Raw genomic sequence first — 22765 nt, 5'->3', positions numbered from 1 at the left:
ATGAACAACAAATGTAGTATACAAGGAAAGGTTAGAAAAGAGCTAACCGTCAAGAGCCAAAACAGGGGGTTTGTATTTCGGTTAGAGACCGGGGTACAGGCAAAATAAAAAGGAGACATCCTGAGCAGAACAAGTTTTTTCAGCGCGAGCAGAAAAGACAGAAAGAACAAAAGAGATTAATACAATGAAGAGTTTGATCCTGGCTCAGGATGAACGCTAGCGACAGGCTTAACACATGCAAGTCGAGGGGCAGCACAGGTAGCAATACTGGGTGGCGACCGGCGCACGGGTGCGTAACGCGTATGCAACCTGCCTATAAGAGGGGGATAGCCTTCTGAAAGGAAGATTAACACCGCATAAGACAAAGAAACCGCATGGTTTTTTTGTTAAATATTCATAGCTTATAGATGGGCATGCGTCTGATTAGATAGTTGGGAGGGTAACGGCCTACCAAGTCAACGATCAGTAGGGGTTCTGAGAGGAAGGTCCCCCACACCGGAACTGAGACACGGTCCGGACTCCTACGGGAGGCAGCAGTGAGGAATATTGGTCAATGGGTGAGAACCTGAACCAGCCAAGTCGCGTGAAGGAAGAATGTCTTATGGATTGTAAACTTCTTTTGCAGGAGAATAAAGTGGGATACGAGTTATCCCTTTGTAGGTATCCTGCGAATAAGGATCGGCTAACTCCGTGCCAGCAGCCGCGGTAATACGGAGGATCCGAGCGTTATCCGGATTTATTGGGTTTAAAGGGTGCGTAGGCGGTTTGTTAAGTCAGTGGTGAAAGGTTTGCGCTTAACGTAGACATTGCCATTGAAACTGGCAGACTTGAGTACAAATGAGGTAGGCGGAATGTGTTGTGTAGCGGTGAAATGCATAGATATGACACAGAACACCAATTGCGAAGGCAGCTTACTGGGATGTAACTGACGCTGATGCACGAAAGCGTGGGGATCAAACAGGATTAGATACCCTGGTAGTCCACGCAGTAAACGATGATTACTAGCTGTTAGCGATAGAATGTTAGTGGCTAAGCGAAAGCGATAAGTAATCCACCTGGGGAGTACGACCGCAAGGTTGAAACTCAAAGGAATTGACGGGGGCCCGCACAAGCGGAGGAACATGTGGTTTAATTCGATGATACGCGAGGAACCTTACCCGGGCTTGAAATGTACCCGAATAGACTGGAAACAGTTTAGCCAGCAATGGCGGGTATGTAGGTGCTGCATGGTTGTCGTCAGCTCGTGCCGTGAGGTGTCGGCTTAAGTGCCATAACGAGCGCAACCCTTATTGATAGTTACTAGCAGGTAAAGCTGAGGACTCTATTGAGACTGCCACCGTAAGGTGCGAGGAAGGTGGGGATGACGTCAAATCAGCACGGCCCTTACGTCCGGGGCGACACACGTGTTACAATGGATGGTACAGAGGGGAGCTACTTAGTGATAAGATGCCAATCTCAAAAACCATTCGTAGTTCGGATCGGAGTCTGCAACTCGACTCCGTGAAGCTGGATTCGCTAGTAATCGCGCATCAGCCATGGCGCGGTGAATACGTTCCCGGGCCTTGTACACACCGCCCGTCAAGCCATGGGAGTTGGGGGTGCCTAAAGATTGTGACCGCAAGGAACGATTAAGGGCAAAACCAGTGACTGGGGCTAAGTCGTAACAAGGTAGCCGTACCGGAAGGTGTGGCTGGAACACCTCCTTTCTGGAGAGATGTCTCTGAAACCCTTGAAAGAGGCACAAGACAAAGGTTAGGTCAAGACAGCCTGACTTGTGTACTGCAAAAGTTGTTTTTCATGATAAAAGCTGCGGAAAGAGAAAAGATGCAGCACGGATCCTCAAGGCAGGGGGAAAGAACAGTCCTATAGCTCAGTTGGTTAGAGCGCTACACTGATAATGTAGAGGTCGGCAGTTCAACTCTGCCTGGGACTACAAAAAAACAATTGGCAATGGACAGTGACAATTGGCGAAGGACGAGTCAAATAGTCAGGAGCATAAACAGTCAGGTATAATTGTCAATTATCAATTATGAATTGTATAGCATAAGGGGGATTAGCTCAGCTGGCTAGAGCATCTGCCTTGCACGCAGAGGGTCAACGGTTCGAATCCGTTATTCTCCACAAAAAGGGGACAACCAGGGGAGGTTGTTTGGCATGGGCAGGGAGCAATGCAAAGCCAGTATGGCAGGCACAGGATTGATGAGCAATTAAGAAAAAGCAGGAGCATGCTGGAATCCTCCCGGTAAAGAGCAAGCAACCCGAGCGCGGGAAGCGGAAGAGACAAGGGACAAAAGATGAAAGAAGGAGTAACATGACCACAAGGGGTCTGCACGGTAATAAACCCAGAGCGGGTTTGAGCAGTGCGCACGGTTCGAATCCGTATCACTCCACGCAAGGCGTAGAGCCAGAAGGCAACGCCGTAAGGTCTTTGACATATTGAAAAACAAGAGAGAAACGAGTAAAGTAAGGCGAAGGGTGAAAGTAGTGATACTGAGCTTAACGCAAAAGAAACAAATGAGATGTATTTTTCTGGCAACAGGGAGATACGTTTTAGACAAAAAGTAAGCAAGAGCGCAGGGTGGATGCCTTGGCTCTCGGAGGCGAAGAAGGACGTGATAAGCTGCGAAAAGCTGCGGGGAGGTGCAAATAACCGGTGATCCGCAGATGTCCGAATGGGGCAACCCATCCCGTTGAAGGCGGGATACTCGGCGAAAAGCCGGGGGCGAACGCAGGGAACTGAAACATCTTAGTACCTGTAGGAGGAGAAAACAAAAGTGATTGCGCAAGTAGTGGCGAGCGAACGCGCAGGAGCCCAAACCAAGAGTGTTTTGGCATTTTTGGGGTAATAGGACCTCGATATATAATTATAAACAGAATCAGAACCGTAATGGAAAATTGGACCAGAGGGGGTGAAAGTCCCGTATGAGTAAAGTTTATAAGAGTTAGGGGTATCCTGAGTAGCGCGGGACACGAGAAATCCTGTGTGAATTAGGCGGGACCATCCGCTAAGGCTAAATACTCCCGAGAGACCGATAGCGAACAAGTACTGTGAAGGAAAGGTGAAAAGCACCTCGAATAGAGGAGTGAAAAAGAACCTGAAACCGTGCGCTTACAAGCGGTCGGAGCATATATAATATGTGACGGCGTGCCTATTGCATAATGAACCTACGAGTTACTTTCACCGGCAAGGTTAACCCCGTCACGGGGGGAGCCGAAGCGAAAGCGAGTCTGAAAAGGGCGTTAAGTCGGTGGGAGTAGACGCGAAACCAAGTGATCTACCCTTGAGCAGGTTGAAGTCCCGGTAACACGAGATGGAGGACCGCACCGGTGAGCGTTGAAAAGCTTTCGGATGACTTGAGGGTAGGGGTGAAAGGCTAATCAAACTTGGAGATAGCTCGTACTCCCCGAAATGCATTTAGGTGCAGCCTTGAGAAAGTTTATAAGAGGTAGAGCGACTGATTGGATGCGAGGGTTTCACCGCCTATCAAGTCCAGATAAACTCCGAATGCTTATAAATGATTTTCAGGAGTGAGGGTGTGGGTGCTAAGGTCCACATCCGAGAGGAGAAGAATCCGGACCAACCGCTAAGGTCCCCAAATAGATGCTAAGTTGAACTAACGAAGTCAGACCGCAGAGACAGCTAGGATGTTGGCTTGGAAGCAGCCATTCATTTAAAGAGTGCGTAACAGCTCACTAGTCGAGCGGTCAGGCATGGATAATAATCGGGCATAAAGCATCTTACCGAAGCGATGGTCTCATATGGTAAACATATGAGAGGTAGGGGAGCATTCCTGGACAGCGTTGAAGATATTCCGTAAGGGGTGTTGGAGCGCCAGGAAAAGCAGATGTAGGTATAAGTAACGATAAAGAGAGTGAGAAACTCTCTCGCCGAAAGACTGAGGGTTCCTGAACAACGTTAATCGGATCAGGGTCAGTCGGGGCCTAAGGTGTACCTTTTTAAGAGGGGAGCCGATGGAAGAACCGGTTAATATTCCGGTACTACCTTATAGAGAGAAGTGGGGACGGAGAAGTGACAATCCGGCGTCCTGACGGAATAGGGCGTTAAAGGGGGTAGATGTTGAGAATGGCAGGCAAATCCGTCATTTGAGTCGAACCTGACAGTACAGAGAGCCTTCGGGTGATCTGAAAAGGATGTAAACAGGCTTCCAAGAAAAGCCGCTATCGTTAATTTATAAGGTACCCGTACTCTAAACGGACACACGTGGTCAAGTAGAGCATACTGAGGCGCTCGAGTGAATCACAGCTAAGGAACTAGGCAAAATAGTCCCGTAACTTCGGGAAAAGGGACGCCATCTGAATAAGGTGGCCGCAGAGAAATGGCCCAGGCGACTGTTTAACAAAAACAAAGGGCTTTGCAAAATCGAGAGATGAAGTATAAGGCCTGACACCTGCCCGGTGCTGGAAGGTTAAGAGGAGAAGTCAACCGCAAGGCGAAGCTTTGAATTGAAGCCCCAGTAAACGGCGGCCGTAACTATAACGGTCCTAAGGTAGCGAAATTCCTTGTCGGGTAAGTTCCGACCTGCACGAATGGTGTAACGATCTGGGTACTGTCTCAGCTGTGAGCTCGGTGAAATTGTAGTATCGGTGAAGATGCCGATTACCCGCAACGGGACGGAAAGACCCCGTGAACCTTTACTGCAACTTTACATTGAATTTGGGTAATTAATGTGTAGGATAGGCCGGAGACTGTGAGTCAGGCACGCTAGTGTTTGAGGAGTCGACGTTGAAATACGGCCCTTTGATTATTTGAGTTCTAATTCCCTGTTAAGGGGAGACAGTGTATGGTGGGTAGTTTGACTGGGGTGGTCGCCTCCAAAAGCGTAACGGAGGCTTCCAAAGGTGCGCTCAGTCCGATTGGTAACCGGACGAAGAGTGTAATGGCACAAGCGCGCTTGACTGAGAGACCGACAAGTCGACCAGGTAGGAAACTAGGGCATAGTGATCCGGTGGTTCCGTATGGAAGGGCCATCGCTCAAAGGATAAAAGGTACTCCGGGGATAACAGGCTGATCATTCCCAAGAGCTCAAATCGACGGAATGGTTTGGCACCTCGATGTCGGCTCGTCACATCCCGGGGCTGGAGAAGGTCCCAAGGGTTGGGCTGTTCGCCCATTAAAGTGGCACGCGAGCTGGGTTCAGAACGTCGTGAGACAGTTCGGTCCCTATCTGTTGTGGGCGTAGGAGATTTGCGAGGATCCGGCACTAGTACGAGAGGACCGTGTTGGACGAACCTACGGTTTACCGGTTGTTCCGCCAGGGGCACTGCCGGGTATCCGCGTTCGGGCAGGATAAGCGCTGAAAGCATCTAAGCGCGAAACCAACCTCAAGATAAGATCTCCATGAGGGCCGTTGAAGACGACGACGTAGATAGGCTGCAGGTGTAAAGGCAGTAATGTCAAAGCCAAGCAGTACTAATTGCCCGAAACTTTTTGTAAGTTTGTAGCTACCCAGTCAGGTAGCAAGGTGTAAGGTTCAGTAGTGCTATTGGAGCCGTTGCCAACTTTAGGGTATTTTCTTTCTTGTTTTTTGGTAAGTCATACAAAATATATTGGCAGCCTCAGGTAAAGATAAGCCGGAGGGCCAGAAGATTTAGGTGGCTATAGCGCTGGGGATCCACCTCTTCCCATTCCGAACAGAGAAGTTAAGCCCAACCACGCCGATGGTACTGCCCACAAGGTGGGAGAGTAGGTAGCCGCCACTTTTTAAGAGAGCTTCATTTGATAACAAATGAGGCTCTCTTTTTTTTTCCATAACAACCTCACTCCCCTGTTCAAAAAAGCAGAACGTTTGATTTACTTTAATTCCGTAAATAGATTATTATTTCAGGACATAAGGGATAAATACATTGCGGCTATTTATTTTCTTTTAAGAGCATTTATTTTTACTTTGTCTTATGTCATGTAACTTTATTATCGTATTTTTGTAATGTTGTATTTCTGCTTTGCTTAATCGGCAAGAAAGATATATTTGTTTGACTATTAATTAACAACAAAATATACTACAATGAAGCGACGTGATTTTCTTTTAACGGCAGCTATGACAGGAGTAGCTTCGACATTGCGCTTTGATAAACTGGAAGCTGCATTGAAAAATAATCGAATAGCTGTTAGTTCTACACCTGACTTGGTGGCTGTTATGGGTGGGGAACCAGCTATCATGTTGGATCGGGCATTAGCTAAATTTGGTGGCATTAGCGCATTTGTCAAAAAAGGACAAACTGTTGTTTTGAAGCCTAACATTGGCTGGGATAAGACTCCCGAATTAGCTGCAAATACTAATCCTGCTTTGGTTGGAGCGATGGTGCATCAGTGTTATTCTGCTGGTGCTAAGCGGGTTGAAGTGTTTGATCATACTTGTAACCAATGGGATAGATGTTATGTTGATAGTGGAATTAAAGGTGCCGTTGAAGCTGCGGGTGGCATTATGGTTCCTGCTAATGATCAAAGTTTTTTCCGGACTGTGTCAATTCCTCAAGGGAAAAAACTTAAGCAAACTGCTATTCATAAATCGTTACTTGATTGTGATGTGTGGTTTAATATGCCTATTCTTAAAAATCATGGAGGTGCAAAAATGACTATCTCCATGAAGAATTATATGGGTGTTGTGTGGGATCGGGAACATTTCCATAAAACAGATCTGCAACAATGTATTGCAGACATCTGTACTTTTCATAAAAGGCCCGCTTTGAATATTGTAGATGCATATCGTATTATGTTTAAAAACGGACCTCAAGGAAAATCTGTTGCTGATACGGCATTACTCAAAACATTGATAGTGTCTCCTGATATTATTGCTGCTGATGCTGCATCTGTAAGATTCTTCAATCAGGTGCAAAAGATGGATATTAGCGAAGTCGAACATATCGGGATGGGGCAGGCTTTACATTTGGGGACAGATGATCTGAATAAGTTACGTATTGATAGGATTAAAATTTAATGCCTGTATTATCAACTTATGAAAACAAATGGATTGAAGTGGCTTCGGGTAGTATTGGCATTGTTGATTTTTATTCCGACAGTTCTTTTTTTTATAGATGTATTTCATCTGCTCCCTATTAAATGGGATGTTATCCTTCATGTGCAGTTGGTGCCTGCAATACTGGACAGCATGTGGGGAATCGTGATAGTTATTTTATTATTGACATTATTATTTGGTCGCATTTATTGTTCTGTGATTTGTCCTGCCGGTATTTTACAAGACTTTTTTAGTCGTTTTTCTGCAGGAAAAAAGAAACGCAGGCAACGTCGCGTTCTAAAGTATGCCAAGCCTAAAAATTGGCTACGATATACCATCCTTGCTTTGACTGTAGGATCTTTTATGCTCGGAAGCAGTGCTTTAATTGTATTGCTTGACCCATATAGTAATATGGGTCGGGTTTTGGCAGATTTGGTACGTCCAGCCTTAATTCCTTTAAATGCTTTTGTTGTGAACAAAGCTTTTGCAATGGGAATTTATTCTTTTTTACCTGTTAGCGCGTCAGGCATTTCCATGGTCGCCATTGTTGTGTCGTCGTTGTTTTTGATTACCATTGCCGTCATGTCTTTATTGCGGGGCAGGCTTTATTGTAACACTATTTGCCCTGTCGGAACCTTTTTAGGATTAGTATCCCGGTTTTCCTTGTTTCGTGTTGTGATTAATGAATCAGCTTGCACCCATTGCAATGTTTGTTCACGTAGTTGTAAATCGCAGTGCATTGATTCTAAAGAAAGCATTATCGATACTTCTCGCTGTGTAACATGTTTTAATTGCTTGACTTCCTGTACGCAGAATGCTATTGGTTATCGATTTGCCGGGTTTAGCAAGTCCCACAAAGCCGTTCCTACTGTAGAAAAAACGGTCAATACAAGAAGACGTGAATTTTTAGCTTTGAGCACCACTGCAATGATGACTGCTCCATTCGCAATGGCGCAATCACAATCAAAAAAACTTGCAACTCAACAATTACCGATTATGCCTCCAGGTGCCGGGAAAAGAGAGCATTTTAATATGAGGTGTACTGCCTGTCATGCTTGTGTTACGCAATGCCCCTCAAATGTTTTGATTCCTGCTGTATTTGATTATGGTATAATGGGATTGATGCAACCGCGGATGTACTATGATAAAGGTTTTTGCCAGCCTAACTGTACCATTTGCATGGATGTTTGTCCTGCAGGCGCATTAACCCCTTTAACATTGAAAGAAAAACAATTAACACAAGTGGGACGCGTTGCATTTACACTTGAGGATTGTGTCGTTTATAAAAATCATACCGATTGTGGTTCTTGTTCCGAACATTGTCCTACTCAGGCTGTAAAAATGGTCGATTATAAAGATGGATTACGAATTCCCGAGGTAACGCCTGAAATTTGTATAGGATGTGGTGGTTGCGAATATGCATGTCCTGCACGACCGAAAGCAATTGTAGTTCATGCCAATTACGACCAGCAGTGGGCTAAGAAGCCACCTAAAGAAAAAGAGAAAAACATTGAAGTCCAGAGTTTTGGATTTTGATAAATATCTGCGTTGCATTGAAGATGAGAATGAGAATGTCCTTCCGGGAATATTCTCATTTTTGTTTTATAGGAGGCATTTGAACTCTCTAAAATCTTTTCATTCGAAAGTTTTCAACAGTTCTTTTTTTTATGATTTCTACTCTGATTTTTTCCTCCAGAATGTCTTACTTTGCATATATGACGGATAACATTCTTGAAAAACTAAAAATACTGGCAGAATCGGCGAAATACGATGTTTCATGTGCTTCCAGTGGAACTTCCCGAAAGAATATTCCGGGAGGAATAGGGAATACTGCAGGCTGGGGTATATGTCATAGCTTTACCGAAGATGGACGATGCATATCTTTGCTTAAGATTATGCTTACCAATTATTGTATTTACGATTGTGCTTATTGCATCAACCGAAGGAGCAATGATTTGCCTCGCGCCACGTTTAGCGTATCGGAACTGGTGGAGTTGACGATCGAGTTTTATCGTCGCAATTACATCGAAGGATTATTTCTTAGTTCGGGTGTAGTTCGTAATCCGGATTATACGATGGAGCGTATGGTTCGTGTGGTGAAAGATTTACGTACTGTGTGGAAATTTAATGGTTACATTCATATGAAGAGCATTCCGGGGGCAAGCGAACATCTGGTGCACGAAGCCGGTTTATATGCTGACCGTTTAAGTGTGAACATTGAAATTCCTATCGAACAGAATCTGAAGATGCTTGCTCCTGAAAAAGATCATGCGAGTGTTTACCAACCCATGCTTTATATTCAACAAGGCGTATTGGAAAGCAAAGAAGAGCGGCAAAAACATCGATTTGCTCCGCGCTTTGCTCCTGCCGGACAGAGTACGCAAATGATTATTGGAGCGACGAATGAAAATGACATGAAGATTTTACAAACTTCTGAGGCATTGTATCAGCGTCCAAGCATGAAGCGGGTTTATTATTCCGGTTTTGTGCCTGTCAATAGTTACGACAAGAGACTTCCTGTTCTTAAGCAACCTCCATTAGTTCGTGAAAATCGTTTGTATCAAGCCGATTGGCTGATGCGTTTTTATGAGTTTAAGGTAGATGAAATTGTGAATGACCAATATCCTGATCTCGACTTGGAGATCGACCCAAAGCTGTCGTGGGCATTACGTCATCCTGAAATGTTTCCGGTTGATGTTAATAAAGCGGATTATCAGTTGATCTTACGTGTTCCTGGCATTGGTGTGAAATCTGCAAAACTTATTGTTGTTTCACGTCGTTACGGTCGCATTACTGGGGATACGCTCAAAAAAATGGGAGTGGTCATGAAAAAAGCTCAATATTTCATTACATGCAAGGAACTTCCTGTGCATAGCGTAAATGAAATTTCTCCCGAGTATGTTCGAAAAACACTGACTGACAGTAGTGTGAGCTCGTCCAAACGATTTGTCACCCAACAACTGTCCTTGAACTTTCCTTAATCCTCCTTGTTGAATTTCTATGGTTATTTTTCATTATGATAAAACGTTCGAAGGCTTGTTGTCTGCTGTTTTTGATGCCTATTTTCGGAAAACTTTTCCAGATAAACTATTGGGATTGGAGGAGATTGACCCTTTGTTTGTAGATGAGAATTACACTGTTGTTACTCAAAAAGATAAAGCAGAGCGTGTTTGGAAAGCATTGAAAAAGAAACTTTCTTCGAATGCCTGCAATATGCTGACTTATGTATGGCTTTCGGAATTAGAAGAGAGCGACAGGCTTATCTTTCAATACATCAGGAAGGTATTTGACAGCGAGGTATCCATTGAACTGAATTTGATTGATGATGATATCCTGCAAGTTCGGAATCTGGCGCAAAAAGTAAATAAGGAACGGCTTCGAATGATTGAATTTGTTCGTTTTCAGAAAGCGGCAGATGATATCTTCTTCGCACCTATTTCTCCTGATTATAACTGCCTCCCATTAATCATTCAGCATTTCAAGGCACGTTTTGCTGACCAAAAATGGATTATTTACGACATCAAAAGAGATTACGGGTTTTATTATGATCTTAAAACTGTCACGGAGATGACACTTGAAACAACTTCCCTTTTTCCCGGGGGAAAACTGAATGAAGCCTTAATGGCGGAGGATGAGAAAAAGTTCCAGCAGTTGTGGAAAGCCTATTTCAAATCCACGACTATCAAGGATCGAATTAATCCAAAGCTACATTGTCAGCTTTTGCCGCGACGTTATTGGAAATACATGACGGAAAAGCAATAACAATCTGAAAATAAAATTATAAACGAGGATACTGTCTACGCAATGTCCTCGCATAATGAAGATTTTATTTTTCTCCGCTATCCGTATTACGGATTTCAACACGGCGAATTTTTCCACTGATAGTTTTGGGAAGCTCCTCTACAAATTCGATTACACGCGGGTATTTATAAGGTGCCGTAACTTTTTTGACATGATCCTGAATCTCTTTTACAAGTTCGTCGTTTGCCTTTTTTCGATATTCAGGCGCTAACACAATCGTTGCTTTCACCACTTGCCCCCGGATTTCATCAGGAACGCCAGTAATAGCACATTCTACTACAGCCGGATGTGTCATCAGGGCACTTTCCACTTCAAACGGGCCGATACGGTAGCCCGAACTTTTGATTACATCGTCCGTTCTTCCTACAAACCAGTAATATCCGTCCTGATCGCGCCAGGCAACATCGCCTGTATGATATAAATGGTTTTGATATACGCTTTTGGTCAGAGCTTCATCCCGATAATAGCCTAAGAAGAGTCCAACAGGCATCCAGCGGTCGGTTCGAAGGACAATTTCTCCCTGTTCTCCATCTTCTGCGGAACGTCCGTCAGCAGTGATGAGATCCATATCATATGCGGGATTTGGGATTCCCATTGATCCTGGTTTGGGTTCCATCCATGGATAGTTAGCAATAGTCAGGGATGTTTCCGTTTGTCCGAATCCTTCCATCAATTTTATGCCTGTCATGTTATAGAATGTCTCAAAAACAACCGGATTAAGCGGTTCTCCTGCTATAGTGCAATATTTCAGGGAAGATAGGTCAATCTTTGACAGATCTTCACGGATTAAAAACCGGAAGACGGTAGGAGGAGCACAAAACGAAGTAACTTTATATTTTGAAAGCATTTCTAAAAGCTCGCTTGGTACAAATTTCTCGTGATCATAAACAAAGACGGCTGATCCTGCAATCCATTGGCCGTAGATTTTTCCCCAAACCGCTTTGGCCCATCCTGTGTCGGCTAATGTGCAATGCAGACTACTTTCGTTCAGGTTGTGCCAAAATGATGCAGTAACGATATGTCCCAATGGATAGGTAAAATTATGAATTACCATTTTGGGATTTCCTGTTGTCCCCGAAGTAAAATAGAGCAGTGAGATATCATTGTTGTCATTCACGTGTGCTGGTCGTTCGAAGGGCTTGGCACGGCGAATTCCTTCCTGAAAATTCAACCAGTTTTCAGGATAAATATCGCCTACCGAAACGACATGTTTTATTGTTGGGGCTTGCGGAAGCGCTTCATTGACATGCTGTATAACATTCGGTTCTCCTACAGCAACAATCATCTTAATATCAGCTGCATTTGCACGATATATAATATCTTTTTGTGTTAAGAGATGAGTTGCCGGAATGCAGACTGCTCCCAGTTTATGCAGTGCCAAAATAGAAAACCAGAATTCATACCGGCGTTTCAGGATCAGCATCACCATATCGCCTTTCCCAATGCCTAATTGTTGAAAAAAGGTTGCCGTTATGTCGCTGTAGTGCTTGAGTTGGGCAAAGGTGAAATCGATATGTTCCCCCTTATCGTTTGTCCAGCAAAGCGCCCTTTTTTCAGGTGCAATTTTTGCCCATTCGTCCATTACATCATAGGCGAAATTGAAATTATCCGGTACGTTAATATGAAAATTCTTCAGAAAATCATCTAAAGAGGTAAACACTGATTTGGTAAGGAATTTAGCTAACATGAAATATCATATTTTAATGAATATCAGAATTGTGTAAGGTTCAGTTCAAGAAAATTTTTCAGCCATTAAAGCTGAACGTGGTTATGATTGCTTCGTCAAACAATCCATCGATTTGATCTATAAGGTGAAGATTATCTGTAATGTACGATGCTGTAGCACAAAATTGTTGTATTAACGGTTCGGTCAGAATGGCTTTTCCTGATAATACCTGATGCAACAACAGGTTATCTCCAATGGCGAATTGCCATTGTTTCACTGAAACTGGTGCAAAATAGTTGGTCGAATTGATATATACTGCCGACTCTTTTTCAACAAAAAACATGCGTTCGATTCTGTTATTATCTGAGCTGGCATTGTATTGTGGTGCGTGATTTTTTATCCCTGAAAATGAATTTTGAAGATGCAGTTGCATACATTGTCGTCCTTTTAATGCCAATTGGTCAAAAATGGCACGATCCATAGGAAATGGTATTCTGGGGATAGAATTGGTTTGGTGTTGTGCCGCAATAGCTTTATAATGATTGCTCCACAGAATGGCATAAAGATAATCAAAAAGCATGCCGGCATCCACTTTTTTGCTATAGCCTGTAGCTAATTGTTTGAGTAAGTTTTTGTCAAAGTTGAAGGTGCTTTGCACATAATTCTCCTCCTGTTCAAACAACGAAAGAACAGTTTGAACAGGTTGTGTTTCTGTTGCATTTGTGGTTTGGTACAAATGTAAAGGGAAAAGATATTCTCCAATGATAGGACGTGTTGATAAAAACGGATGTGTCACAAAATGATTGACGGCAAAGACTGAAAAAATCAGATCTCCTTTCCCCGGGATTACATTTTGTGATACCACTAATGCTTTATTGGCATGCTCAAAATGATGGGCTATCCGATTATATTCTTCCGACGTGGCATCATCTGGTATATATACAAACTTTTCCTCGAAAAGGCCTGTCTGGATCGAAATGATTTGTTTTTCAAAATCCTTTGCTGTTTTTTCCTCTTTTGAAGCAGTTGAATAGCGCATAAAACGCTGTTGCTTTGCTTGCCGGTCGAGCAATCTTTCGATAAGTTGTGTTTTATCCTCATCAATCCAAATGTTTTCGGTAAGCATAGGTAATGTTTCGTATGCTGGCATGATCTCATTCAACGATTTCCATGCCTGGTACGATTGTTTGGCATGAATATCATAGGGAGAAAAAACATAGTGTGGTGATGAAGGATTGATTGGCTGATAAGTATATAATTCGAAATCCGTATGTTTCAACCAATTCTCTTTTACATAGCGTGATCCTAGCAAATCAGCATGATATATTTTACAGGTTGATTGCTGGATACGTTTTACTAAAAAGAGGACTGCAACTCCCTGATCGTCATCAAAGACATGTTCATCATGGCTTCCATCGGGTACATGTTCATCGTGCATTGCGCTACCGTGTAAATCCAGAATATAGATTTCATTCATGGTTTGCATTAGGCTAGACCGTACACCCCGGAAGTCAGGATGGTGCAACAATTTCTGTGGAACAATTAATGCTGATACGCCTTGTCCGTGTTGCGTCATGAAATATTGGCTGATCCAAATCATGGCTACCATTGATTCCTGTAGCGATCCGGGTTGTAATGTCGGAAATTGTTTGCCTTCCACTTCAGAAAAACGTGGCAGGTTCAATGGATTTTTCTGCATCATCATTGCCAGTTGTTTGTTGAAAAGTGGCGTTTCGTACAATTGGAATGTATTACAAATGATGATTGGCAATGGTTGTTCCGAGATTGCAGCAAATGTTGACGCATATTCAGAATCTGATGGTGCTTCATGCCAGAATTTGGTTTCCTGAAAAAAAGGAGACAACAAAAAATGCTGAAAAGGCTGATCAGGCACAATAAAAGGAGTATCTGCTGCTACAAAATGGGTATTGACAGCGCCCCATGCAAATGCATCAAGGCGATGTTCGAAGGCTATAAAGTGAGGTTGTATGTGTTGTTCAAAAAGTTGTGGCTGGCGACGGAATCCAAATTGATTAATATATGTCCGTGCGGTTAGTTTCATTAGCTCATTCATCAGATTGCAGAATGAGCTTGCCGGATGAATCACACGAATGCGTTCATCAGCCAGTCCATTGTAGCATAAAAGCTGGGTTTTAACCAGCTGATGCACTGCTTTTGTAATATAATTTGCCAATGGATAAGTTGTTTCATCAATACCATTACGAAACGTAAATGCATCATCAAAACTGCTGCGGAACATCCTGTAAAAATCAATAAATCGTTCTGATGTCCTTTGTGTTGCAACGGTTTTATCCCACCATGCCTTAAGTGAATCATTCCCGATCAAAGGCTTGATCTCATCTTCTACAATATGTAAAGCATAGCATGTTTGATCCTGGAAACTTTGCTCTACTTCATCCCATTGATTGCCGGCATTGTCATGATGGATACCCGGCGCGGGAGGATTGATAAATGCAGTAGGTTGTAACGTATGCAGGATGAAAGCCTGTGCATACTGATCGGCGAACTGTTGGGATGTAAGGGTAGGATCAATCTTTTTTTGAATCGTTTCCAATAGCGAGGCAAATGGTGTATCCTCCTGTATATTGTTGGCAAAAATTCGTTGGATATATTTTGAAAGCCGTTGTGCCCATTTGGCAGCAGCTGTTGCCAATTCTGTGGCCGATGCAGCCTGCTTTGTCCTAAAACGGAAAAAATCGGACAACACTTTTTCCGGCAATTGATGCAATCCTGAGTTTGCCTCTTCCGGTAGTGCATCAAACAGCGAAACAGATATATCTGCCTGCATGAACATTTTTCCTTGCCGGTATAACCTGAACTCGTGCGAGTTCAGAAGTAGCAGATTGTCGAATGTAGCAATGTATTCCCTGACAGAAAGGTCTTCTTCTGATTCCGGACAAGCAGGTTTCGAGAGAAGGATATCAATGTAGCCAATCAGCTGATTATTGTATTTTACCTGCCAGGCAGGTAAGGAAGGCGTTGCTGGTTGATCGATGGAAATGACGGTGGTACCAGGTTGAAAAGAGGCCAGAAATGTCCTGAAAAACGACGAAAACGCTGTTTTTTGATCATCTTTACTTGCCAGTTTGGCTTGCATTTCGCGTACAAATTGCTCAACCATAGCTCATCCCCTCGATTCCTTATTTTGTTTGCATTCGTTTTGTTATCAATAAGTGTTATTTACCGTCCCAATCAGGATCACGATCTTTCTCTGTATTCGGATTCATCAGTTCTATCGGTTCTTTCCACGTATCAAAATAACCAATATTCGGATTATACCTGAAAAGCCCTTTGTTTACATGGTTTTTATTAATTTCTGCCTGAACCCGTAACAAAGGCTTGTAAATGGCTTCCATTTCCTTCCGGTATTTATCGGAAGCCGGTTGTGTAAACTTCATAAATTCATTGACAGTAAGCCTCTTAACAGTTTTATATCCGTTAAACTTCAAACTGTCACTAAACGTCAACGTTTGCGGACGTTTCTGAATATATCCGTTAAAGTGAATCACATTTTCCCAGGGCGACTTAAGAGTCACATGCGGAATGGTATCATTTTTTTTTGTCTGGGCATGAAGCATCATGCTATTGACAATCAGAAAGCAAACGATAACCCTTGGAAAATGTGCATGTTCATTTTCCTGTAAAAAAGGAGTATCCCCATTTTTACAGGAATGATGATCAAAATACGTCACTCAGTTTGTGATTGAATATACCTGACAATCCATTCTCCTACATCCGAGGTGGAACGGGGTTGTCCGTTTGTGCAAATATCTTCTGTTACATAGCCTGCTTCCAGCGAAGCGTCAACGGCTTTACGTATCAAAGCTCCTTCTTCCATCAGGTTGAATGCATATTCAAACATAAGTGCAGCCGAAAGGATGGTTGCTAACGGATTGGCAATGTTTTTTCCTGCAGCTTGCGGATATGAACCATGAATTGGCTCGAATACCGAAGTATGAATTCCTATGGAAGCGGATGGTAGCATACCTAACGATCCGGTGATAACAGAGGCCTCGTCGGTAAGAATATCACCGAACATGTTTTCCGTTACCAGCACATCAAATCGTTTTGGCCATTGAATAAGCTGCATGGCGGCATTGTCCACGAACATATATTCAGTCGTTACATCGGGATAATCCTTTTCGAGCCGTTGCGATGTTTCTCTCCAAAGCCGTGATGTTTCCAACACGTTGGCTTTATCCACGATGGTTAGTTTTTTACGTCGTTTTTGTGCATATTGAAATGCCAGCCGGACAATGCGTTCTATCTCTTCGCGCGAATAGGTGCATGTGTCTACGGCACTGTTGCCATCTTCCGATCTTCCTTGCGGTTTCCCGAAATAGATTCCACCGGTAAGTTCACGGATGCACATCAAATCGGCATCCTGAATTAAATCAGAACGTAATGGCGATTTATGCAATAAAGAAGGGAATGTGGTGACGGGGCGTATATTAGCATACAAACCCAGTTGTTTACGCATTGCGAGCAATCCTTGTTCCGGGCGAACCTTAGCCGAAGGATTGTTGTCAAAACGGGGATCACCAATAGCGCCAAAGAGTACTGCATCGGAATTCATACATAAAGTGTGCGTCTCAGGTGGATAAGGATTTCCTGTTTTGTCGATGGCGCATGCTCCTACCAATCCGAATTCATATGTAAGTTGATGTCCGAATTTATTAGCTACGACTTTGGTTACTTCTAACGCAGTTTGAGTAATTTCAGGCCCGATGCCGTCACCGGGCAGTACAGCGATGTTCAATTGCATAATGACTGGTCTAGTTAAATGGGTTCTTTCAAAAAAGAGCTATATGTTTATGATTTCTTTTTCTTAGAGGGCTTACGGCTGAACGGCACATATTGTGCTTCAACCGGTTTATAATTCTCATCATCCCATAGTGGACTGGTAATCATGAGATCAGCACTGTATCGATTACATGCTATAGGTACATTGTGTATACGGCACTGGCGAAGTAACATCTGGATATCAGCTTCATGAGGCTGGGCAAAAAGGTCATCAATCAGGAAAATAGCCAAATCGATCTTTTTCTGAGCCACAAGTGCTGCAATTTCAGCATCTCCGCCCATTGGACCTGAATTGACCCTGGTAACGTCTGCTTCAATGCCTTTATCTTTGAATGCCTTTTGAATTAACCCTCCGGTAGTGCCGGTACAAATAATTTTGTGCTGGGCAAGAGTGGCAGCATTATACGTTGCCCATTCTACCATGTCTGCTTTGCGTCTGTCATGAGCCACAAGCGCAATGGTCAATTGTTTGTGCATGTTTTGTTCCATACCTTTTAATTTGTTACCACAAAGGTAGTGTAAAAGCGGCAAATGTCAAAGAAACGGGTTAATTCCTTCCGGTTTATTTCGTTTCCTGAACATGCAATGACAATTCGATTACTTCCATATCACGGATATCTTTGCCATCGATCACAAAGCGAAGGAGTGTTTGTACTTTATGAAAGCCATACCTTCCGGCAGCTCCCGGATTAACCGTAAGCATTTTAAGATGCTGGTCATATTGTACCTTGAGAATGTGAGAATGCCCACATACGAACATGTCGGGTATTTCAGTGCGTAGCAGGGCTTTGGCTTCAGGGCTGTAGTGATTGGGATATCCCCCGATGTGTGTCAGGAGCACGTTGACCTTTTCGCATGTAAAACGTAAAAACATGGGGCATACATGGCGTATATCGTATCCGTCGATGTTGCCATGAACAGCACGGAGTGGCTTGAATGCCATCAGTTCATCCACAATGTGTAACGAACCAATATCTCCTGCGTGCCAGATTTCATCACAGGCCGCAAAATGGGTAAATACCCGTGGATCAAGATAATTATGTGTGTCAGAAAGTACTCCTATAGTAGTCATTGGGTCATCATTCAGTTCAAAAAAAAAGCGTATCCGCAAAGATACGCCTTTTTGAAACGACTGTGTTGGGTTTATCCATCAATTTTCAGATGCATGGCGGCGTTTCCGTCCTGCATTTTTATATGCTTTAGCAAAAATGAGCGGAAAGACCAGTAATGAAAATATCATTGCAAATAAAATGCCTCCGATTACAACTCTTGCCAGGGGACGTGAACTTTCCGATCCAATGCCATGTGAAATGGCGGCAGGTAACAATCCGATGGCGGCCATTAAAGCAGTCATCATGACGGGACGTGTCATTGTTCTTACCCCTGTTTTAACAGAGAGATACAGGGCGTCTTTCTCTCCCCTGAATCTTTCAAGGTTGTTTTTAAAGGCCGTAATCAACAATACCCCGCTGAGAATACAAATGCCAAACAGAGCAATAAATCCTATTCCTGCTGAAATACTGAAGTTCGTATGTGTCAACAGAAGAACGGTAATACCTCCGACGATTGCAAAGGGAACATTAAGAAATACCAGACCGGAGTCTTTCAGGTTGCCAAACATGATAAACAACAACAGGAAGATCAAAAGCAGGCTTATAGGAACAACTTCGGCCAGCCGCTTCTCCGCACGTTGTTGATTCTGAAAATCTCCCTGCCAAACCATTGAATATCCTTTTTTCAGTTTGATTGCCTTATTTACCTTAGCCCTGGCTTCATTGACTGCGCTACCCAAGTCCCTGTCGCGAACGGAGAACTTGACGGCAGAATAACGTTCATTGCCATCCCTGAAAATTAAACAGGGGCCAGTTTTCATGGAAATGTCGGCAATTTCTTTTATGGGTACTTTAGAGCCACTTAATGTTGGCACCATAAGATTCCCGATTTTGTTTACCGTATTTCTATCTTCCTCCGGAAATCGTATTCTGACATCGAACTTTTCGATTCCTTCATATAATTGCGTTGCCGCTTTCCCGCCAATAGCCATTTCAATCACAGCATTGGCATCGGCTGGCGACACTCCATAAAATGCCATTTTTTGTTGATCGAGTTTAATATCCAATTCGGGTTGTCCTATGTTTTTAATAACTCCCAGGTCGGAAATGCCCCTGACGGTTTTCAGTATGTCACATATCTTGTCTGCTTCATTTTCCATATAATCCAAAGAGTCTCCGAAAATTTTCACACAGTTGGCTCCTTTCACTCCTGACACTGCTTCTTCGACATTATCGGATATGGGTTGCGAGAAATTGAAATCCACACCCGGGATTACAGCAAGTCGTTTATTCATTTCGTCTATCAGTTTATCCTTGCTTATTTTGGGTTTCCAATCCGATTCGGGATAAAGTTGGATATCAAACTCATTGTTGTAAAACCCTGTGACATCGGTACCATCATCAGGACGCCCCGTTTGCGAAACAACGCTTTTCACCTGGGGAAACTGCATTACAATGGAACGTATCTGTGTAGATACTTCTACCGATTTGTTTAAGGAGGCCGAATAAGGCAACTGAGCCCGTAACCAAATGGCTCCTTCGTTTAACTCGGGTATAAACTCTGATCCTAAAAGTTTAAATGACAATAAACCAACAACAATCAGAAGGGTAGCAATTGAAAGGGTTGCTTTTCTATGGTGGTAGGTATATTCAAAGCCTTTCATCATTTTCTCTGTCAAAAAATGGACAACAGGATTATGCCTTTCCCTGACATTTTTCTTCAATAACAGGCGTATTAAAACCGGGACCAGTGTCAATGTGATGATTAATGCTCCCAATAAAGCAAATCCGAGTGTATAGGCCAACGGAGAAAACATTTTACCTTCCACTTTCTGAAAAGAGAAAATAGGGATTAATGCGCTTATGATAATAAGTTTAGAGAAGAAAATGGCTTTTGCCAGTCGTATGCTATGCTGCTTTATCAATCCAGTCTTGGTCATCTTGTTAAATTGAGCCATGCCAACTTCTTCCGCTTTGTTGCTTAATGCCACAAAGACCCCCTCGACCATGATGACTGCGGCATCAATAATAATACCAAAGTCTACTGCTCCCAGAGACAGCAGATTCGCACTCATCCCCATGAGGTTTAAACAAATGAAGGCAAAGAGGAGGGACAGTGGAATGATGATGGAGACAATGAGTGTTGTACGCCAGTTAAACATGAATAGCGATACCAGTAAAGTCACCAGCAGGATACCTTCCACCATATTATGCAATACGGTATGTGTGGCATAATTAATAAGGTCTTGCCGGTTGTAGTAGGGGACAATCTTTGTATCATGGGGTAAAACATACTTGTTCAGATAATCTACCTTGGCTTCGACGGCCTTGATCACCTTGGTGGGATTTTCCCCTTTCCGCATCACCACAATAGCTTCGACTACGTCTCCCTGATCGACTACCGATCGTTTGCCATTTTTATCATACACAGCATCCGAACGGGCTACCAGTCCTAAACGGGGAAGATTTGATTCTGTGACATCCGCAACATCTTTCACTAAAACCGGAATACCGTTATTATTCTCAACTACAATGTTTTTTATAGAGTTTATATCTTTTAGCACTCCGATGCCGCGCACTACGTAAGCCTGATCGTTTTTAGTAATGATATCCCCTCCAATATTGATATTGCTTCTGCTTACCGCATTGTACAGATCCAAAGGCGTAATTCCAAGCGTACTGAGTTTCCCGGGGTCTGCCTGTATTTCATATGTCTTGACCATGCCACCAAAACTGACCACATCGCCTACTCCCGGAACTGCTCTTAATTGCCGGTCGATGATCCAGTCCTGCATTGTCTTTAGTTCGCGTGGACTTCGGACGGAACTGTGTAGGGTATAGCGGAAAATTTCTCCCGTAGGACCTGTTGGTGGTTGTACCGAAGGTTCTACTCCATCAGGCAGATCGGCATTAGCCAATAAATCATACACCTGGGTTCGTGCAAATTGATCTGTTACGCCATCTTCGAATATCATATCAATGACGGACAATCCGAAAATACTTGTAGACCGCATGCTTACTTTTTTCTGAACGGGATTCATTGCGATTTCAATCGGAACGGTAACAAATTTCTCTACTTCTTCTGCGCTTCGTCCCGGCCATTGAGTGATAATCGTTATCTCAGTGTTGGTCACGTCGGGGAATGCTTCAATCGGCATATTTTTAAAGGTAATCACCCCTACAACAATAAGCAATCCCGTGGCAAAAAAGATAACATATTTGTTCTTCAGCGAAAACGATATGATTTTGCTTAATAATTTGTTCATCTGTGAATAAAATAAATGGTTATTGACTCAACATCTCTGTAGGGTAATGCACATGGCATTACTGTTGTCATTTACCGTTGGCTAGCTGTTTAGTGCCTGGTAAATTAAAATGGTTTGAGATGCAATCAATCGGTCTCCGGGTTTTAAATTACCTGTGATATATGTTTTGTCTCCCAGTGTGTTGATCACCTGAACGGGAACCGTTTCGATATTGGCATTGTTGTGATAGACCAACACATAATTCTGGCTGTGGTCAAACACAATTGTAGAGGATGACACACACAGTGCTTCCTGTTGTTCGTGATTAATCACAACCACATTGGCAAACATTTCGGGTTTCAATAAATAGCCCGGATTAGGCAACTTGATAATGATCTTCATTACTTTATTTGTCGGATCCAATACGTTCATTATTTTATTGATTGTCCCTTTGAAAACTTTGTCCGGATAGGCAAGCGTAGTAATCCTTACGCTGTCATTTAAATGTATCTGGCTAATGTTCGATTCATAAACATTGGCGATAATCCATACATTTTTAAGATCGGAAATGGTAAACAGGTTTGTATTATCATCTGCCCGGATAGCCATATCATTTGTAATATTTTTTTCAACAATAAATCCATCAATCGGAGAGCGAATGATGTAGTCATTATTCATATTCCCCCCATTGATACTCAACACACTCCTTGCATGGTTCAATTCCGACCCGGCTTGTGCATAGGCTGCCTGGGCAATAATAATATCTTTACGGGACGCCAGACCGCTCTTGTACATACCTTGCGTGGCATCCAGATTTTCTTTCGCAACCTGCATGTTGGTTTTTGCATTATTCAGGTCGTTTCTGAATCCGGCCATTTCAGAGCTTTTGATTTTACCCAGCATTTCGCCTGCATGCACATAATCGCCCAGCATTACCCTGATGTTTTCGCAATTACCACTGACTACCGAATATACTTTCACTACATTATCTTCATTGAAAGAGACCTTGCCGCTAAGTGATATTGTCCTGACCAAAGGACAGTCTTTTATCGTGTCATACTTTAATATTTTTGCTATGGAGTCCGGCAATATATAGGCCGATGTATCTGTCGCCACTGGATGGCTTTTACATGATTGTCCCAGCAGAACAACCAGAATGATCATGATGAAAGCCGGATATGAAATAAATTGGATTGACTTCAT

The 22765-nt window shown here is 43.1% G+C and carries 12 protein-coding genes, 2 tRNA genes and 3 rRNA genes; 9 read left to right on the top strand and 8 right to left on the bottom strand.

The genetic code is table 11. The features are described 5' to 3' along the window. Positions 1-181: 181 nt before the first annotated feature. The 9 genes from FHX64_RS04440 to FHX64_RS04400 all read left to right on the top strand — a co-directional run bounded on the left by FHX64_RS04440 (position 182) and on the right by FHX64_RS04400 (position 10736). A 16S ribosomal RNA gene (locus FHX64_RS04440) occupies positions 182-1706 on the top strand. 153 nt (positions 1707-1859) lie between these two features. Next, positions 1860-1933, top strand: a tRNA-Ile gene (locus FHX64_RS04435). 114 nt (positions 1934-2047) lie between these two features. Continuing rightward, a tRNA-Ala gene (locus FHX64_RS04430) sits at positions 2048-2121 on the top strand. Between the two features lie 434 nt (positions 2122-2555). Next, positions 2556-5454 (top strand): 23S ribosomal RNA (locus FHX64_RS04425). A 155-nt stretch (positions 5455-5609) separates the two neighbouring features. After that, a 5S ribosomal RNA gene (gene rrf / locus FHX64_RS04420) occupies positions 5610-5721 on the top strand. The 16S, 23S and 5S rRNA genes sit together here with 2 tRNA genes alongside, the layout of an rRNA operon. A gap of 302 nt (positions 5722-6023) precedes the next feature. Next, the gene (locus FHX64_RS04415) at positions 6024-6956 is read left to right on the top strand and encodes a DUF362 domain-containing protein (RefSeq protein ID WP_183412607.1); all 933 of its coding nucleotides are present in this window, start codon (positions 6024-6026) and stop codon (positions 6954-6956) included. Positions 6957-6974: 18 nt separating this feature from the next. Next, the gene (locus FHX64_RS04410; RefSeq protein WP_183412606.1) at positions 6975-8510 is read left to right on the top strand and encodes a 4Fe-4S binding protein; all 1536 of its coding nucleotides are present in this window, start codon (positions 6975-6977) and stop codon (positions 8508-8510) included. Between the two features lie 179 nt (positions 8511-8689). Continuing rightward, a complete protein-coding gene (locus FHX64_RS04405) occupies positions 8690-9955 on the top strand; it encodes a putative DNA modification/repair radical SAM protein (protein ID WP_183412605.1) in 1266 nt (421 codons plus the stop codon). Positions 9956-9974: 19 nt separating this feature from the next. Further along, positions 9975-10736: a TIGR03915 family putative DNA repair protein gene (locus FHX64_RS04400; protein WP_183412604.1), complete on the top strand. Its 762-nt coding sequence runs from the start codon at positions 9975-9977 to the stop codon at positions 10734-10736. 64 nt (positions 10737-10800) lie between these two features. Here FHX64_RS04400 and FHX64_RS04395 read toward each other — a convergent pair whose 3' ends face one another. From FHX64_RS04395 to FHX64_RS04360, 8 genes are all read right to left on the bottom strand, one after another. Continuing rightward, positions 10801-12462 (bottom strand): AMP-binding protein, encoded by a 1662-nt coding sequence (locus FHX64_RS04395; protein WP_183412603.1) that lies wholly within the window; start codon positions 12460-12462, stop codon positions 10801-10803. Positions 12463-12520: 58 nt separating this feature from the next. Next, positions 12521-15583 carry a type ISP restriction/modification enzyme gene (locus tag FHX64_RS04390; protein WP_183412602.1) on the bottom strand — a complete coding sequence of 1021 codons (3063 nt, stop codon included), beginning with the start codon at positions 15581-15583 and terminating at the stop codon, positions 12521-12523. A gap of 55 nt (positions 15584-15638) precedes the next feature. Next, entirely contained in the window at positions 15639-16154 is a 516-nt protein-coding gene (locus tag FHX64_RS04385) for a hypothetical protein (RefSeq protein WP_183412601.1), read from the bottom strand. Then, complete coding sequence (gene leuB / locus FHX64_RS04380) at positions 16151-17227, bottom strand: 3-isopropylmalate dehydrogenase (protein ID WP_183412600.1); 1077 nt, start codon at positions 17225-17227, stop codon at positions 16151-16153. Before leuB ends, FHX64_RS04385 begins: the two co-directional genes overlap by 4 nt. A 47-nt stretch (positions 17228-17274) precedes the next feature. Further along, positions 17275-17742 carry a methylglyoxal synthase gene (locus FHX64_RS04375; protein WP_183413521.1) on the bottom strand — a complete coding sequence of 156 codons (468 nt, stop codon included), beginning with the start codon at positions 17740-17742 and terminating at the stop codon, positions 17275-17277. Positions 17743-17827: 85 nt separating this feature from the next. Next, complete coding sequence (locus FHX64_RS04370; protein ID WP_183412599.1) at positions 17828-18337, bottom strand: metallophosphoesterase family protein; 510 nt, start codon at positions 18335-18337, stop codon at positions 17828-17830. 78 nt (positions 18338-18415) lie between these two features. After that, a complete protein-coding gene (locus FHX64_RS04365; protein WP_183412598.1) occupies positions 18416-21583 on the bottom strand; it encodes an efflux RND transporter permease subunit in 3168 nt (1055 codons plus the stop codon). 81 nt (positions 21584-21664) lie between these two features. Next, a complete protein-coding gene (locus tag FHX64_RS04360) occupies positions 21665-22765 on the bottom strand; it encodes an efflux RND transporter periplasmic adaptor subunit (RefSeq protein WP_183412597.1) in 1101 nt (366 codons plus the stop codon).

The sequence above is a fragment of the Microbacter margulisiae genome, from assembly GCF_014192515.1.
Lineage (GTDB): Bacteria > Bacteroidota > Bacteroidia > Bacteroidales > Paludibacteraceae > Microbacter > Microbacter margulisiae.
The sequence above is the reverse complement of the archived record's forward strand: the minus strand, read 5'-3'. Positions and strand labels throughout refer to the sequence as shown.